Annotated in this window: 17 protein-coding genes and 1 other RNA gene; 10 read left to right on the forward strand and 8 right to left on the reverse strand. The window is 65.5% G+C overall.

Features of this window, described 5'->3' with window-relative positions; genetic code table 11:
• Nucleotides 1-4: 4 nt before the first annotated feature.
• From ACEF39_RS08430 to ssrA, 4 genes are all read right to left on the reverse strand, one after another.
• Nucleotides 5-472, reverse strand: coding sequence for a hypothetical protein (locus ACEF39_RS08430; protein ID WP_500287613.1), 468 nt, complete (start codon nucleotides 470-472; stop codon nucleotides 5-7).
• Between the two features lie 57 nt (nucleotides 473-529).
• Nucleotides 530-889 (reverse strand): HEAT repeat domain-containing protein, encoded by a 360-nt coding sequence (locus tag ACEF39_RS08435; RefSeq protein ID WP_500287614.1) that lies wholly within the window; start codon nucleotides 887-889, stop codon nucleotides 530-532.
• Between the two features lie 24 nt (nucleotides 890-913).
• Nucleotides 914-1,267 carry a TM2 domain-containing protein gene (locus ACEF39_RS08440; protein ID WP_500287998.1) on the reverse strand — a complete coding sequence of 118 codons (354 nt, stop codon included), beginning with the start codon at nucleotides 1,265-1,267 and terminating at the stop codon, nucleotides 914-916.
• A gap of 119 nt (nucleotides 1,268-1,386) precedes the next feature.
• Nucleotides 1,387-1,779: a transfer-messenger RNA gene (ssrA, locus tag ACEF39_RS08445) on the reverse strand.
• Between the two features lie 148 nt (nucleotides 1,780-1,927).
• Here ssrA and ACEF39_RS08450 point away from each other — a divergent pair.
• The 3 genes from ACEF39_RS08450 to ACEF39_RS08460 all read left to right on the forward strand — a co-directional run bounded on the left by ACEF39_RS08450 (nucleotide 1,928) and on the right by ACEF39_RS08460 (nucleotide 3,865).
• Nucleotides 1,928-2,347 (forward strand): hypothetical protein, encoded by a 420-nt coding sequence (locus ACEF39_RS08450; RefSeq protein ID WP_500287615.1) that lies wholly within the window; start codon nucleotides 1,928-1,930, stop codon nucleotides 2,345-2,347.
• 168 nt (nucleotides 2,348-2,515) lie between these two features.
• Nucleotides 2,516-3,055, forward strand: a complete 540-nt coding sequence (locus ACEF39_RS08455) for a hypothetical protein (protein WP_500287616.1) — start codon at nucleotides 2,516-2,518, stop codon at nucleotides 3,053-3,055.
• 237 nt (nucleotides 3,056-3,292) lie between these two features.
• On the forward strand, nucleotides 3,293-3,865 hold the full coding sequence (locus ACEF39_RS08460) for a hypothetical protein (RefSeq protein ID WP_500287617.1): 573 nt from the start codon (nucleotides 3,293-3,295) through the stop codon (nucleotides 3,863-3,865).
• Between the two features lie 89 nt (nucleotides 3,866-3,954).
• Here the strand turns inward: ACEF39_RS08460 and smpB are convergent, their stop codons facing one another.
• Nucleotides 3,955-4,458 (reverse strand): SsrA-binding protein SmpB, encoded by a 504-nt coding sequence (gene smpB, locus ACEF39_RS08465; protein WP_025878861.1) that lies wholly within the window; start codon nucleotides 4,456-4,458, stop codon nucleotides 3,955-3,957.
• A gap of 57 nt (nucleotides 4,459-4,515) precedes the next feature.
• Between smpB and ACEF39_RS08470 the strand changes: the two genes are divergently transcribed.
• Both ACEF39_RS08470 and ACEF39_RS08475 read left to right on the forward strand, forming a co-directional pair.
• Complete coding sequence (locus ACEF39_RS08470) at nucleotides 4,516-4,941, forward strand: type II toxin-antitoxin system RatA family toxin (RefSeq protein ID WP_025878862.1); 426 nt, start codon at nucleotides 4,516-4,518, stop codon at nucleotides 4,939-4,941.
• A 3-nt stretch (nucleotides 4,942-4,944) separates the two neighbouring features.
• Entirely contained in the window at nucleotides 4,945-5,202 is a 258-nt protein-coding gene (locus tag ACEF39_RS08475) for an RnfH family protein (protein WP_500287618.1), read from the forward strand.
• A gap of 36 nt (nucleotides 5,203-5,238) precedes the next feature.
• Here the strand turns inward: ACEF39_RS08475 and ACEF39_RS08480 are convergent, their stop codons facing one another.
• Nucleotides 5,239-5,634, reverse strand: a complete 396-nt coding sequence (locus tag ACEF39_RS08480; protein ID WP_099820180.1) for an outer membrane protein assembly factor BamE — start codon at nucleotides 5,632-5,634, stop codon at nucleotides 5,239-5,241.
• Nucleotides 5,635-5,737: 103 nt separating this feature from the next.
• On the opposite strand from ACEF39_RS08480, the gene fur reads away from it, so the two are divergent.
• Nucleotides 5,738-6,145 (forward strand): ferric iron uptake transcriptional regulator, encoded by a 408-nt coding sequence (gene fur, locus ACEF39_RS08485; RefSeq protein ID WP_025878865.1) that lies wholly within the window; start codon nucleotides 5,738-5,740, stop codon nucleotides 6,143-6,145.
• 63 nt (nucleotides 6,146-6,208) lie between these two features.
• Here the strand turns inward: fur and ACEF39_RS08490 are convergent, their stop codons facing one another.
• Nucleotides 6,209-7,468 (reverse strand): SGNH/GDSL hydrolase family protein, encoded by a 1,260-nt coding sequence (locus ACEF39_RS08490; protein ID WP_500287619.1) that lies wholly within the window; start codon nucleotides 7,466-7,468, stop codon nucleotides 6,209-6,211.
• Between the two features lie 97 nt (nucleotides 7,469-7,565).
• Here ACEF39_RS08490 and ACEF39_RS08495 point away from each other — a divergent pair, with 97 nt between their 5' ends.
• Nucleotides 7,566-8,483, forward strand: coding sequence for a LysR family transcriptional regulator (locus ACEF39_RS08495; RefSeq protein WP_500287620.1), 918 nt, complete (start codon nucleotides 7,566-7,568; stop codon nucleotides 8,481-8,483).
• Between the two features lie 185 nt (nucleotides 8,484-8,668).
• Here the strand turns inward: ACEF39_RS08495 and recN are convergent, their stop codons facing one another.
• A complete protein-coding gene (gene recN / locus ACEF39_RS08500; protein WP_500287621.1) occupies nucleotides 8,669-10,330 on the reverse strand; it encodes a DNA repair protein RecN in 1,662 nt (553 codons plus the stop codon).
• 115 nt (nucleotides 10,331-10,445) lie between these two features.
• On the opposite strand from recN, the gene hrcA reads away from it, so the two are divergent.
• The 3 genes from hrcA to dnaK all read left to right on the forward strand — a co-directional run bounded on the left by hrcA (nucleotide 10,446) and on the right by dnaK (nucleotide 14,218).
• The gene (gene hrcA / locus ACEF39_RS08505; protein WP_099820184.1) at nucleotides 10,446-11,510 is read left to right on the forward strand and encodes a heat-inducible transcriptional repressor HrcA; all 1,065 of its coding nucleotides are present in this window, start codon (nucleotides 10,446-10,448) and stop codon (nucleotides 11,508-11,510) included.
• 63 nt (nucleotides 11,511-11,573) lie between these two features.
• Nucleotides 11,574-12,089: a nucleotide exchange factor GrpE gene (gene grpE / locus ACEF39_RS08510; protein WP_025878870.1), complete on the forward strand. Its 516-nt coding sequence runs from the start codon at nucleotides 11,574-11,576 to the stop codon at nucleotides 12,087-12,089.
• A gap of 203 nt (nucleotides 12,090-12,292) precedes the next feature.
• The gene (gene dnaK, locus ACEF39_RS08515; RefSeq protein WP_025878871.1) at nucleotides 12,293-14,218 is read left to right on the forward strand and encodes a molecular chaperone DnaK; all 1,926 of its coding nucleotides are present in this window, start codon (nucleotides 12,293-12,295) and stop codon (nucleotides 14,216-14,218) included.
• Nucleotides 14,219-14,343 lie beyond the last annotated feature (125 nt).

Below are 14,343 nucleotides of genomic sequence, written 5' to 3' on the forward strand. Positions count from 1 at the left end.
CCGGTCACGGATGGATCTGGCAGGTCACCGAGGCCGAATAGCCCTCGTAGTCGTCAGCGGCGCCGACATGCAGGGTGTGACGGGCGTCGGTCTGCTTGATGTACGACGGTTCCTCCGTCTGCGCGGCATCATCGACAGTGGTCACCGACCACGCTTTAGCCAAGCGCTTGTGGTCGACGCTGTTCAGGTATACGTGCAGGCTCTTGTGGACATTTGACACGCTCACATCCGCGCTGGCCACGGTGCCTCCGAACAGCGCCACCGGCTTGTCCTTCGGCTCGAACACGCTGCCGGGGTCGCGGGTCAGGCCGGCGGCATGGAATGCCTGCTCCACCTGCGCTTCGGTGAAATCGGAGCCGGCCTTGCAGGCCAGCAGGGCTTCCAGTGCGGCGGTGCTGGTTACCGGAGGTGCGGCGACAGCGGCGGTCGATACGGTCAGGCCCAGCAGCAGGGCGATCAGCGGCGTGTTCATGGCAGATCCTTCTGTGTGTCGCGGAGGAGCGTGGGCGCCGGCTCGGAGTCCGGGCGGTCAGGCTGAAGTGTGGGGCAGGGCAGCGTTGTCGGCTAGGCCCCCCATGCTGGGCTGCCAGGAGGTCCCCCGATCAAGGGCATCCAAGGCCAGTTGCGCCCACTTGCGTACCTCCCCCAGCGGATGCTGCAGCTCAGCCAACAGGGTCGGGATGATGGCGCTGTCGCCTGATTCGCCGAGCAGCTCCAGCACCTTTGCGCGCGAGTGACCATCGTGCACGGTCGGCAGGCGGGCGAGCAGGTGCGGTACCGCAATGGCGGCGGCCGGGCGAACACCCCAGTAAGCGTCTTCGAAGGTTGCCGGGTCCTGATCCAGGATCTGGTCGAGCCAGGAGACAACGTCGATTCTGTCGAGATCCATGGCAGTTCCTCCTGAAGCCAAGGATTACACCATCTGCATGCCAGAGGCGTCGGTTTCCACCGTGATCATTTCCACCAGCGCCCATAGGCCGGTGATCATCACGCCGATCAGAAGCCAACCCAACAGCAGCGTGATCAGTAGCTGGCAGATCGCGCGTCCGTGGTAACCGGCGTAGAAGTTGTGGATGCCGAAAATGCCCAGGAACAGAGCGAGGAGGATGTAGATTGCCCGGTTCCTGGCGATCGGCAGGGCTTGCGACACCGGTGCCGCATAGACGGCGTCGATCGGCCGCGGAATGGCCGGCGAGGCAGTTGCATCGCAGAGTGGGCAGTTCGTCATATCGCTGCGTGCCTTGCAGTTGCATTCGGAGCTCTTCATCAACGCCACGGTGCTTCTCCTTGTCGAGGCGGCGGGCCTGGACCTGATGCGGCCAACAAAAAAGCCAGATCCCAATCGACGGGAGATCTGGCTTTTCGTGCCCCGAAGGGCGGTACAAATGGTGGAGGTGGGCGGAATTGAACCGCCGTCCGAAGGCACTCCATCCCCAGCACTACATGCTTAGCTCACCGTTGAATCTCATCCCGGGACAGCACGGCGTGCAAAGCGCATCCAAGGACCAGCCTGTTGTGTTCTTGTGCCGGACTGACAGGCAGCCGCCCAGCGCGATTCCATGATAATGACTCTACGCTGCGAGCATGGACACAAGCAGTTTCGAGGCTCCGCCTAAGTCGGCAGAAGGTCACGCACCGCAGTTTTTAGGCTGCGAGAGCGACCGGAGCGTAGTTGTCGTCGTTGGCAACTAGAGTTTTGCAGCTGGATTTACGAGGAAAGCTACCCCCTCGGCATGCGCCAGGCGACTTCACAACCCCCGTCGAAACCAATGCACCCCCGGTTTCTTCAAGTATTGCAAGGCTTTCAGGCCCTTGGTTGACCAAATGTTGACCAAGAGCCTGCCTAACGATGTGGATGGTACGGCAATCTCCCTGAACAGTCACGCAGTCAGCCTCCATCGGCAGGCGGTCCGTCCCCGAGTTCGGGATGGTCATTCAGGAAGGAGGCCACGTCATCGCTGAAAAATTGGCTGCGGTAGTGGCTGCGCGGGTCATTCAAGGCAACCAGCTCGTCTGGCTATCGACGGGTGGAGTTGCGGCTGATGATGAACTGCCGTTCGATCTGATCTGGCTCTCTGAAAACGGACGCCATGAAGCCGTTTCAGGCGGCAGCCCTGAGCTGCCCGGCATATGGTGTTGGGCGACTGATAGCCCAGTGCCGAGCGTAGCCGGGCAGGATTGCAGAAACCGTGGATGCCGGCAGCAATGCTGGCTGGCCTGCTCCTGGCTCGCGTATGGATCAGCGGCCTCTTCAACCTTGGGCGTGGCGAAAAAGCTCTCGGCCACCGCGTTGTCCCAGCAATTGCCTGGCCGGCTCAGCTCCACGGCCTGGTGCTTGAACTCATAGGTGTACGAGCAGCATGCACTGGCGCGCTCGACCGGTGCTGCTGACAACAGTGCGCCGAGCGTTGGGATTGCCGGACTTGTAATGTATGGGGCCACTGCGGAGGCCCCTTCAGGGACCGGTGGCGCTCATGGCGGCATAATGCGAACGAACTCATTCAATGAGCAGCTTATGCCGGATGTAGCGAAGTCCGAGCGTCTCAGACGATTGCGGATGTGGCTTGCCGCCGCGGCCTTCATCGTTTTTGCGTGGTACTGCTTCCACTGTTTGGCATGGCTGGCGCGAAGCGTAGGGATCGTTCCGATTGTCGACTACGACCCGGCCGTGTCCCAGTGGCTGCTCATCGGCGAGAGCTGGCAGAAGGTGAGGGTCAGCCAGGACTTCACCCTCGCTGGCTACTCACTGGTGTTCCTGACTGCTGTGTTGGCCTACTACGTTGGGCGATTGGTGTACCACCTCGATTTCGCCATGGTGTTCCAACGTCGTGATCGATGGCTGATCGCCGGCTGGCTCATCGGCACGCCGATCATCGCCGTAGAAGGGCATCTTCTGTTGGTGCTGCTGTCGCAATTCCCTCTCGCACAGCATTGGCCGACAATTTCCGGTATTGCCGTGTGGGCTATTTTCATCGTCTCCGCGAACCTGTTCGGTGACTTTTGGGGATGGGTAATGCGGAAGCAACGGGTATCCCGCGAGATTTCAACCCGTTGAAGGTGGCAGTTCGCCCGCAGACTGATCGGCTGCCTTGTGGCGGGGGTGCCTTGGAAGCAATGCACTTGTCGATTCCCGAGCAGATGCGGTAAAGGCAGGCGCTCGGTTGCCTGGGCCGAATCGGACCGTTTGTTCTGTTGTAGAGCCTCCGTCATAGCGGATTGCTAACGTCGCTGGCACGAATTTGCGACACACTGGTCACGACCATTCGAGCCAGCACAGAGACGGAGACGGCCGGTGACCGAAGCAATGCAACAGCGCAGCCTGCGTCAGCTGGTTGGCCCGGTAGGGGCGGATTACCAGCGGCGGGCGTTGCCGCCCGGCTGGGTCTGGGCGGTGCTGGCGGTGTTGTTGGCCGCAACCTGGGCAACCGAGCTGCCGGCCACGGCTGCAGCCGCGCTGATCGCCAGTGCGGTGGTGGTGCATTGGCCTCGGCGTGGCCGCTTCCATTGGCTGGGCTGGCGGCTGCCGGCGTTGGCGGTGCTCGCCGCGCTGTTGTGGGGCCCGGATGTGCTGTCACAGTGGTTCGAACATGGCCTGGCCTTGACCCTGATGTCGCTGGCCAGCCTCAGCATCGGTGTGCACGTGTGGCAGTCGCGGCAACTGGCGCGGCAGTTGCAGACCTCCGCCGATGCGCTGGACGACGCCCAGTTGCTGGCCCTGCTGCCCGTCGACGCCGCGCGGCTGGCGCAGCAGTGGCGGGCCGGTGATGATCGCCATGCGCCGGAGCTGTCGGTGGTGATGCACCTGGCGGTGATGCACGCGGCGCTGTCACCGCGTCTGCGCGGGCAGGGCCTGCTGGCGGGTTGATCGGGGTCTTGTAGAGCCAGCCTGCGCTCGGCTGCTTCTTTGCCGAAGCCGAGCATGGCTCGGCTCCACACGAAGGCGGGTAGGCGTCCTTATGCGTCGCGGTTGCCGCGACGCATCACCCGCTGCTTCTCGATCGCCCAGTCACGATCCTTGGCGGCATCGCGCTTGTCGTGGGTCTGCTTGCCCTTGGCCAGCGCCACTTCCAGCTTGATCTTGTTCTTGCTCCAGTACATGGCCGTGGGCACGATTGTGTAGCCATCGCGCTCGACCTTGCCGACCAGCTTGTCGATCTCGCTCCGGTGCAGCAGCAGCTTGCGTTCGCGCCGGTCGTTGGCCACCACGTGGGTCGAGGCCTGGATCAGCGGGGTGATCTGCGCGCCGATCAGGAAGATCTCGCCATCCTTAACGTAGGCGTAGGCGTCGACGATGTTGCCGCGGCCAGCGCGGATCGACTTCACTTCCCAGCCCTGCAGGGCCAGGCCGGCTTCGAAGCGGTCTTCGATGTGGTACTCGTGACGGGCACGCTTGTTCAACGCGATGGTCTTGTTGGCCGTCGCGCTCTTTGCTTTATCCTTGCCGGTGTTCTTGCTCATTTCCGTATTGTCTCCGATTCGGGCCCGCCCGGTCGATTGCCGAAGCGTCCTGTATTCATGCCTACTATCCGCCGCAGTGCCCTGGTCGAACATTCGGCCGCGCGCATGTTCGATCTGGTCAACGACGTCCAGGCCTATCCGCGCCGCTTCCGCTGGTGCTCCGATGCCCGCATCCTCGAGCAGGGCGAAGACCGGCTGGTCGCTCGCCTGGATCTGGGCCTGGGTTCGTTCAGTACCTGGTTCCAGACCGAAAACACCCTGCAACGTCCGCACAGCATCGACATGCAGCTGCGCGAGGGGCCGTTCAAGCAACTGCACGGCCGCTGGGAATTCCATGCCCTGGCCGAAGATGCCTGCAAGGTCACTCTCACCCTGGACTTCGAACCGAGCTCACGCCTGCTGGGCCCGGCGCTGGCGATCGGCTTCCAGGGGTTGGCCGATCGCATGGTCAACGATTTCGTCCGCGTCGCCGACGAGGGCTGAACGATGATCGAGGTCGAGGTCGTGCTGGCCTGGCCACAACGGGTGCTGTCGCGCCGGCTGCAGCTGGAGGAAGGGGCGACCGTGGCTGATGCAGTGGCAGCGGCCCGGCTCGAAGGCAGCGCCGACTGTCCGGCTGCTGCGGTGCATGGCGTACTGGCGCGGCCGCAGCAGGTGCTGCTGGATGGCGATCGTGTCGAGCTGCTGCGTGTCCTGCAGGCCGACCCGAAGGACAACCGCCGGCGTCGCGCGCGCGGCGGATGATCCTCAAGACCCGTCCCGAAGGACGGGCAGGGTGGCTCAGCGGCCGCCCTTCTTCTTCTTGTCCTTCGGCAGATTGCGGCCGAACTGGCGCACGGTCTGCTGGGCAAGGGCCTTGTCGTTGGCCGGGAAGTAATCGCCATCCCAACGGGTGACCACGTCATTCTCGAAGTACACGACGAAATTCTTCACGTCGGTACGGCCCAGGCGGTTCACGCGCTCGGTCGAGGTGTAGTCCCAGCGCTGGGCGTGGAACGGGTCCGGCACCGAGGGGGTACCCAGCAGGGCGTTGACCTGCTGCTTGCTCTGCCCGACCTGCAGCTTGGCCACGGCATCTTCCCGGATCAGGTTGCCCTGGTAGATGGGTTGCTTGTAGATGATGCCGCACCCGGTGGTGGACAAGGCAACGGCGGCGACCAACAGGAGATTGCGCATCGGGACTGGCGGTTGGGGAAATCAATCCGATGATACACTCCCGGCGTGCCACCGCGACCCAATCCGAGGCAGCTGGCGCTAAATCGCCAATGAACGGAGACCTATGGAAACCCACGACCTGCGTAAAGTCGGCCTGAAGGTGACCCATCCGCGGATGCGGATCCTGGCGCTGCTCGAGCAGCGCAATGCCCAGCACCACATGACCGCCGAAGACATCTACCGCCAGCTGCTGGAGCATGGCGACGAGATCGGCCTGGCCACGGTGTACCGGGTGCTGACCCAGTTCGAGGCCGCCGGCCTCGTGCTCAAGCACAATTTTGAAGGCGGCCAGGCCGTCTACGAACTCGACCGCGGCGGCCACCACGACCACATGGTCGACGTGGACAGCGGCAAGATCATCGAGTTCGAAAGTACCGAGATCGAAGACCTGCAGCGCAAGATCGCTGCCGACCACGGCTACGAGCTGGAAGAGCACTCGCTGGTGCTGTACGTGCGCAAGAAGCGCAAGTAAGCCCCGCAGCCAGCTGATTGCGACGAAACCCCGGGCATGCCCGGGGTTTTTGCTTGTCTGGCCTCAGCGTAGCAGTAGATCCACGCCATGCGTGGATGGCCCCATCAGGACCTCCAGATCCACCGCCTCGGCCATCGCCCGGTTGCCGGCGTCACCGGGGTGCAGGTGATCGCCGGAGTCATAGGCAGCCGCCATCCGTGAAGGATCGGCCGGATCGCGCAGGGCCGCGTCGAGGTCGATCACCGCATCGAACGGACTATCCGTGCGCAGCCAGGCATTGAGCTGCCGGCGCTGGGCATCCTTGCCAGGGGCGTAGTAGTCGTCCAGCGGTGTGCCGGGCAGGGCGCCTGCAAACGGCGTCAGGGTCGCGCCAAGGATGCGCAGGCCGCGTGCATGGGCGCGTTCGGCCAGCTCGCGATACCCGGCCTGCAGTTCGGTCAGCGTGGGCTGGGCCTGGTTCCGGGCGAACGCGGTGCCCGGCCAGCTGATGTCGTTGATGCCGATCAGCACGATCACACTGGCGAGGCCGGGCTGGTCGAGCACGTCACGTTGGAAGCGCTTGAGGGCCGAATCACCCATGCCATCGCGCAGCAACCGACCTCCGGAAATGCCGGCATTGACCACTGCCACCCCTTCTGGCGCCAGCCGCGCGGCGAGATGATCGGTCCAGCGCTGGTCCTGATCGAGGCTGGCGGTGGCGCCATCGGTGATCGAATCGCCGATCACCACCACACTGCGCGCGCTGGCCGCGGCCTCGACCTCGATGCCCGACAGCAGCAGGCGGGCCGTGGTGCTGTTGGCGCCGTGCAGTGCGGGCCATTGATGCTGGTCACCCGGCGCAATCCAACTGGTCTGCCGCCCGTCCCAATGGAAGGTCTGCAGCGGCGTGGGGTCGGGCAGGTAGACGCTGACCTGCAAGGCCTGCCGATCAGCAGTGGGAAGGGGGAGCGGATCGCTCAGGCGGTCCTGCCCCGGCGCAATCACGACCCCGGGCTGGCCGTCGAAGCGCAGCGGCTGCGGCGTGTCACCCGTCTGTGCAGCGACGCTGGCAGCGCCGATCCGCAACGGTCGGGTGCCATAGGCATTGCTCAGCCGGACCCGCAGGCGCGCCCCGCCCAGGCTGATGCGAGCGCTCTGCCGGAAGGTCTGGGCCTGCAGTTGGCCAGGGACGAGGGTAGGGAACAGGAAATCTGCGCTCCATACCGGCTGCGGGCTGGCTTGCCAGCTGGCGACCCAGTGCGGCGCGGGTGACGCGGGTGACGCGGCGGCGGCGCCGGAGAGGGCAAGCAGGGCGGTGGCGGTCAGTTGGCTCAGGCGATTCATCGGAATGACCCGGTGGGAGGGACGGCCATGGTGCGTCCGCGCTCACCTGTGAACTAGACTGCGCATGGACAATCATCTGTGAATCAAATTCATTTTCATGGCACGCACCGACATCAACCGATCCGGCGAACTGGAAGTGTTCGTGCGGGTCATCGAGACCGGCGGCTTTTCCGCTGCCGCCCGCAGCCTGGAGATGACGCCGTCGGCGGTCAGCAAGCTGGTTGCGCGCCTGGAGCAGCGGCTGGGTACGCGCCTGCTGCAGCGCTCCACCCGCCAGTTGCAGCTGACCCCGGAGGGGTGTGCGTTCTATGAGCGCGGCCTGCGCGTGCTGGCTGATCTGGAAGAGGCTGAACGCTGCGCCAGTGCCCACAGCGAGCCGCGCGGGCGGCTGCGGGTGAATGCCAACGTGCCGTTCGGCCAGCACTTCCTGCTGCCGCTGCTGCCGGAATTCCTGCAGCGGCACCCGCAGGTGGGGGTGGACCTGACCCTGACCGACGAAGTGATCGATCTGCTGGAGCAGCGCACCGACGTGGCGGTGCGGGCTGGCCCGTTGAAGAGCTCCAGCCTGGTCGCGCGCCGGCTGGGGGCAACGCGGATGATGATCGTGGCGGCACCGGCCTATGTGGCACGACACGGATTGCCGGGCGATGTCGACGCGCTGCTGGCGCACAACCGGCTGGATATCGGCCACGCACGGTCGGTGCAGGGCTGGCCGCTGTTGCAGGACGGGCAGGAGCAGCGGGTGCTGCCCAGCGGAAATGCGCGCGCCAGCAATGGGGATGCGCTGCGTCAGCTGGTGCTGGGCGGGCTGGGCATGGCCCGGCTGGCGGCGTTCCAGGTGCAGGCCGACATCGGCGCAGGGCGGTTGTTGCCGGTGCTGGAGGACGCCAACCCGGGCGACCTCGAAGAGGTGCACGCCGTGTTCCTGGGGCAGGGCGGTTACCTGCCGCTGCGGGTGCGCGCGTTCCTCGATTTCCTGGTGGAGAAGGTCGACCTGACGCAGCCGCGAGGGTAGTGCCGGCCGCTGGCCGGCAACCTCACGATCTTCGTCCACCCGCATCGGGTTGCCGGCCAGCGGCCGGCACTACCCGTAGATCCACGCCATGCGTGGATGACATGCGTGGATGAACCGTGCAGTAGATCCACGCCATGCGTGGATGAATGCCCGCCATTCACGCGCGCCAGCAGGCGTGCAGGGGCCTACACCTGCAACAGCTTGCGCGCGGCGGCGCGGGCTTCCTTGCTCACTTCCACGCCACCCAGCATGCGCGCCAGCTCTTCCTCGCGCGCCTTGGTGTCAAGCTTCTCCACCGAGCTCTGGGTCATGCCTTCCACCGGCGCCTTGCTGACCCGATAGTGCGCGTGGCCCTTGGAGGCAACCTGCGGAAGATGGGTCACGCACAGCACCTGACGCTTTTCGCCGAGGGCGCGCAGCTTCTGGCCGACGATGTCAGCCACCGCGCCACCGATGCCGGAATCGACTTCGTCGAACACCATGGTCGGTACCGCGTCGAGGTCGAGCGCGGCCACTTCGATGGCCAGCGAAATGCGTGACAGCTCGCCACCGGAAGCGACCTTGCGCAACGCACGCAGCGGCTGGCCGGCATTGGCTGCCACCAGGAATTCAACGCGCTCGGCGCCCTGCGGGTCCGGCTTGCCGTTGTCCTGCGGCTCCAGTTCGATCAGGAACTGGCCGCCGCCCATGCCCAGTTCGGCGATGATGCCGGTGGTGGTGGCCGACAGCTCGGCAGCAGCGGTGCGGCGGCTGGTGGTCAGTGCCGCGGCCTCGACGCGCCACGCCGCTGCCGCCTTTTCGATCTCGCCGGCCAAGCGCTGCAGGCGTTCGTCGGCGCCGCGCAGCTGTTCCACTTCGGCGTGCATGCGCTCGCGCTGCGTGCCCAGCTCGTCCATCGGAACGCGATGCTTGCGTGCCAGATCGTGCAGGCGGCCCAGACGGCGCTCGTTCTCCTCGAACTGGTCCGGGTCGGCATCCAGGTCGTCATGTACCCGGTCGAGCAGGGCCAGGGCTTCGTGCAGCTGGATGGAGGCGCTGTCGATCAAGGCATCGACGTCGCCCAGGCGCGGGTCATGTTCGGCCACCCTGGCCAGTTCATGCCGGACCTGCTGCAGCAGATCGAGCGCCGAGTGGCCTTCGTCACCGTTGAGCTGGTCCGTAGCTGTCTGGCAGGCGCTCAACAGGGCGCTGGCATGCGCCTGGCGGCGATGGCTGGCGCCGAGCGCGGTGATCGACTCCGGTTCCAGATCCTCACGGTCCATTTCGCGCAGCTGGTGTTCGAGGAAGCCGATGCGGTCACTCACATCGCCCTGTTGCGACAGTGCCAGGGATTCATCGACCAGCGCCTGCCAGGTGGCGGCAGCACGGCGCACCTGGCGGCGTTCGCTTTCATTGCGGGCATAGGCGTCCAGCAGGGCCAGCTGCGACGGACGCGTCAGCAGGGCCTGCTGCTCGTGCTGGCCATGGATCTCCACCAGCAGTCCGGCCAGGTCGGCCAGCTGTGCCAGCGTGACCGGGCGGCCGTTGATCCACGAGCGTGAGCCGCCGTCGGCGCGGATCACGCGGCGCAGCTGGCATTGGTCTTCATCGTCCAGCTCGTTGCTGGCCAGCCACTGGCGGGCGGCCTGCAGCTGGTCCAGCGCGAACTCGGCCGACAGTTCGGCCCTGGCAGCGCCATGGCGCACCACGCCACTGTCGGCGCGCAGGCCGGACAGGAAGCCCAGGGCGTCGACCATCAGCGACTTGCCTGCGCCGGTCTCGCCCGAAACCACGGTCATGCCCGGCCCGAACTCCAGTTCGGTGGCGCGGACGACGGCGAAATCCTTGATTGAAAGATGTCTGAGCATGGGTAAGGGGGTGTCTGCAGCCGCGCAACGCTAGCACGCGCGGCGGGGTCGTCCAATGACTTGCCAAGGGGATGCGCCGCCATTATCTAATGTCCCTGTCTCACAGGTTGATTCCATGCACGGTTCTCCCGACCAACTTGCCCCGCGCGCGCGGCACCTGCTGCGCACGCTGATCGCGCGCTACATCCAGGACGGCGAACCCGTGGGCTCGCAGACGCTGGCGCGCGTGGCCGGCCTGGAGGTCAGTCCCGCCACCATCCGCAACATCCTCGGTGACCTGGAAGACCTGGGCCTGCTGGCCTCGCCGCATACCTCGGCGGGCCGGATTCCGACCGCGCATGGCTACCGGGTGTTTGTCGACAGCCTGTTGCAGATGCAGCCGCCGGGCGAAGGGGAGCTGGCCCGGCTGCGTCAGGAGCTGGCCGGAGGCGGCAGCACCCAGGCCCTGCTTGGCAGCGCCTCGGAGCTGCTGTCGGCGATGAGTCATTTCGTTGGCGTGGTCAGCGCGCCACGGCGCGAGCAGTTCGCTTTCCGCCAGATCGATTTCGTGGCACTGGACGGGCGCCGGGTGCTGGCGATCCTGGTGTTTGCCGACAATGAGGTGCAGAACCGGGTGATCGAGACCCGCCAGGACTTCGCACCGGGGCAGCTGGAGCAGGTGGCCAACTACCTCAATGCCCACTTCGCCGGGCTGCCGCTGGCCGAGATCCGTACCCGCCTGCTGCTGGAGCTCCGCGACGCGCGGTCCGAGCTGGAACAGGTGCTGGCGCACAGCATCGAGCTGGCCGAGCAGGCCCTGCAGCCGCCGGCCGACGACATGCTGGTGGCCGGCCAGACGCGTCTGATGGGGGTGCAGGACCTGTCCGACCTGGAGCGCCTGCGCGAGCTGTTCGAGCTGTTCTCCAGCAAGCGCGAGATCCTGCAGTTGCTGGAGCGGACCATCCAGGCCCCCGGCGTGCGCATCTTCATCGGCGAAGAAACCGGCGTGGTGCCCCTGCAGGGCGTCTCGCTGGTCACCGCGCCGTACACGGCCAATGGCCAGGTGCTGGGCGTGCTGGGCGTGATCGGGCCGAAACGGATGGCCTACGACCGCATGATCCCACTGGTGCAGGCCACCGCCGATGTGCTCGGTGCGGCCTTTTCGCCCGGCGGGCGAACGCCGGGTGCATCGGACGCTTGAAACGCAGCATCCCGCCCACACTAGGGTGGGTGGAGGCGGAGAGTGACCGCCAGGGACCCAGACATGAATCAAGATCAGCCAGACATCGCCGCCCAGCAGGCCGCCGCCGACGCAGCTGCCGCCGAGGGCGTCAACGAACAGATCGAACAGCTCCGTGCCGAAGTGGAGCAGGTCAAGGCCGAAGCGCTGCGAGAGCGCGCCGACCTGGACAACCAGCGCAAGCGCGTGGCCCGCGACATCGAGCAGGCGCGCAAGTTCGCCAACGAGAAGCTGCTGGGCGAGCTGCTGCCGGTATTCGACAGCCTCGATGCCGGCCTCAAGGCTGCCGGCGACGATGCCCATCCGCTTCGCGAGGGCCTGGAGCTGACCTACAAGCAGCTGCTGAAGGTCGCTGGTGACAACGGCCTGGTGCTGCTGGACCCGACCGGCCAGCCGTTCAACCCGGAACATCACCAGGCGATCAGCCAGGTCGCGGCCCCCGGCGCCGCCCCGGGCAGCGTGGTGACCGTGTTCCAGAAGGGCTACCTGCTCAACGAGCGCCTGCTGCGGCCGGCGCTGGTGGTGGTTGCCGCCGATTGACCGCGGGCGCCGGGCGAGGCCTGGCGCGGGTTTTCCCGCCGCGACCGGGGCATCGGCACGACCGACGCTGAACGTGTTGGGCGAACGGAAACACAGCGTTCGGGGGATGGCTTGAATGTTCCACGAGCCTCCCCCACATCCCATTCATCCACCGGCCGAACGGCCGGACTGACAAAAACAACATCCTTCAAGGAGTCTCCCCCATGGGCAAGATCATTGGTATCGACCTCGGCACCACCAACTCGTGCGTGGCGATCATGGACGGCGGCAAGGCCCGCGTCATCGAAAATTCGGAAGGCGATCGCACCACCCCGTCGATCGTCGCCTACACCAAGGACGGCGAAGTCCTGGTCGGTGCCTCGGCCAAGCGCCAGGCCGTGACCAACCCGAAGAACACCTTCTACGCGGTGAAGCGCCTGATCGGCCGCAAGTTCACCGACGCCGAAGTGCAGAAGGACATCGCGCACGTCCCGTACAGCATCCTGGCCCATGACAATGGCGATGCCTGGGTGGCCACCAGCGATGCCAAGAAGATGGCGCCGCAGGAAATTTCGGCCAAGGTGCTGGAGAAGATGAAGAAGACCGCCGAGGACTTCCTCGGTGAGAAGGTCACCGAAGCGGTCATCACCGTGCCGGCCTACTTCAACGACAGCCAGCGCCAGGCGACCAAGGACGCCGGCCGCATCGCCGGTCTGGACGTCAAGCGCATCATCAACGAGCCGACTGCGGCCGCGCTGGCCTATGGCCTGGACAAGGGCGACAACAAGGATCGCAAGATCGTTGTGTACGACCTGGGCGGCGGCACCTTCGACGTCTCGGTGATCGAGATCGCCAATGTCGACGGCGAGAAGCAGTTCGAAGTGCTGGCCACCAACGGCGACACCTTCCTGGGTGGCGAAGACTTCGACAACCGCGTCATCGAGTACCTGGTTGAAGAGTTCAACAAGGACCAGGGCATCGACCTGCGCAAGGATCCCCTGGCCCTGCAGCGCCTGAAGGATGCTGCCGAGCGCGCCAAGATCGAGCTGTCCAGCGCCCAGCAGACCGAAGTGAACCTGCCGTACGTCACCGCTGACGCGTCGGGTCCGAAGCACCTGAACATCAAGCTGACCCGCGCCAAGCTGGAATCGCTGGTGGAAGAGCTGATCAGGAAGTCGATCGAGCCGTGCCGCGTTGCGTTGAATGACGCCGGCCTGCGTTCGAGCGATATCAGCGAAGTGATCCTGGTCGGTGGCCAGACCCGCATGCCGAAGGTGCAGCAGGCTGTCACCGAGTTCTTCGGCAAGGAACCGCGCAAGGACGTCAACCCGGACGAAGCCGTGGCACTGGGTGCTGCGATCCAGGGCGGCGTGCTCGGCGGCGACGTCAAGGACGTGCTGCTGCTGGACGTGACCCCGCTGTCGCTGGGCATCGAAACCATGGGCGGTGTGTTCACCAAGATCATCGAAAAGAACACCACCATCCCGACCAAGGCCTCGCAGGTGTTCTCCACCGCCGAGGACAACCAGTCGGCCGTGACCGTGCACGTGCTGCAGGGTGAGCGCGAACAGGCCCGCTTCAACAAGTCGCTGGCCAAGTTCGACCTGTCCGGCATCGAGCCGGCCCCGCGCGGCCTGCCGCAGGTGGAAGTGTCCTTCGACATCGACGCCAACGGCATCCTGCACGTGTCGGCCAAGGACAAGAAGACCAACAAGGAACAGAAGGTCGAGATCAAGGCCGGTTCGGGTCTGTCCGAGGAAGAGATCGCACGCATGGTTGCCGACGCGGAAGCCAACCGCGAAGAAGACAAGAAGTTCCAGGAGCTGGTGCAGGCCCGCAACCAGGCCGATGCCCTGATCCACGGCACCCGCAGCGCGATCACCGAGCACGGCAGCAAGGTCGGCGGCGAAGTGATCGGCAAGGTCGAAGCGGCTTTGGCTGATCTGGAAACCGCGATGAAGGGCGACGACAAGGCACAGATCGAAGCCAAGTCGAAGGTGCTGGAAGAAGCCGGCCAGTCGCTGTTCGCTGCGGCTTCGGCCGACCAGGGCGGTGCAGCCCCGGGTGCCGACGCCGGCAATGCGGGCAAGGCGCAGGATGACGTGGTGGACGCCGAGTTCACCGAAGTCAAGGACGACAAGAAGTCCTGATCCGGACCGACGCGGGACGCTGCTTGCCAGCGTCCCGTTGTCGTATCAGGGTCCTGACCGCCCTCTGGCGCGTCGGGGCGCCCGACGCAAGAGCGGACCTGGTTCCGCTCTTCCGCTTTGACGAA

The sequence above is a fragment of the Stenotrophomonas indicatrix genome, from assembly GCA_041545745.1.
GTDB classification, from domain to species: Bacteria; Pseudomonadota; Gammaproteobacteria; order Xanthomonadales; family Xanthomonadaceae; genus Stenotrophomonas; species Stenotrophomonas indicatrix_A.

Bases quoted from the DNA above. Each gene is read 5' to 3' on its own strand.
- ACEF39_RS08430 (WP_500287613.1), bottom strand. From the start codon at position 472: ATGAACACGCCGCTGATCGCCCTGCTGCTGGGCCTGACCGTATCGACC.
- ACEF39_RS08435 (WP_500287614.1), bottom strand. From the start codon at position 889: ATGGATCTCGACAGAATCGACGTTGTCTCCTGGCTCGACCAGATCCTG.
- ACEF39_RS08440 (WP_500287998.1), bottom strand. From the start codon at position 1,267: ATGAAGAGCTCCGAATGCAACTGCAAGGCACGCAGCGATATGACGAAC.
- ACEF39_RS08450 (WP_500287615.1), top strand. From the start codon at position 1,928: ATGGTCATTCAGGAAGGAGGCCACGTCATCGCTGAAAAATTGGCTGCG.
- ACEF39_RS08455 (WP_500287616.1), top strand. From the start codon at position 2,516: ATGCCGGATGTAGCGAAGTCCGAGCGTCTCAGACGATTGCGGATGTGG.
- smpB (WP_025878861.1), bottom strand. From the start codon at position 4,458: ATGAGCAAGAACACCGGCAAGGATAAAGCAAAGAGCGCGACGGCCAAC.
- ACEF39_RS08470 (WP_025878862.1), top strand. From the start codon at position 4,516: ATGCCTACTATCCGCCGCAGTGCCCTGGTCGAACATTCGGCCGCGCGC.
- ACEF39_RS08475 (WP_500287618.1), top strand. From the start codon at position 4,945: ATGATCGAGGTCGAGGTCGTGCTGGCCTGGCCACAACGGGTGCTGTCG.
- ACEF39_RS08480 (WP_099820180.1), bottom strand. From the start codon at position 5,634: ATGCGCAATCTCCTGTTGGTCGCCGCCGTTGCCTTGTCCACCACCGGG.
- fur (WP_025878865.1), top strand. From the start codon at position 5,738: ATGGAAACCCACGACCTGCGTAAAGTCGGCCTGAAGGTGACCCATCCG.
- ACEF39_RS08490 (WP_500287619.1), bottom strand. From the start codon at position 7,468: ATGAATCGCCTGAGCCAACTGACCGCCACCGCCCTGCTTGCCCTCTCC.
- ACEF39_RS08495 (WP_500287620.1), top strand. From the start codon at position 7,566: ATGGCACGCACCGACATCAACCGATCCGGCGAACTGGAAGTGTTCGTG.
- recN (WP_500287621.1), bottom strand. From the start codon at position 10,330: ATGCTCAGACATCTTTCAATCAAGGATTTCGCCGTCGTCCGCGCCACC.
- hrcA (WP_099820184.1), top strand. From the start codon at position 10,446: ATGCACGGTTCTCCCGACCAACTTGCCCCGCGCGCGCGGCACCTGCTG.
- grpE (WP_025878870.1), top strand. From the start codon at position 11,574: ATGAATCAAGATCAGCCAGACATCGCCGCCCAGCAGGCCGCCGCCGAC.
- dnaK (WP_025878871.1), top strand. From the start codon at position 12,293: ATGGGCAAGATCATTGGTATCGACCTCGGCACCACCAACTCGTGCGTG.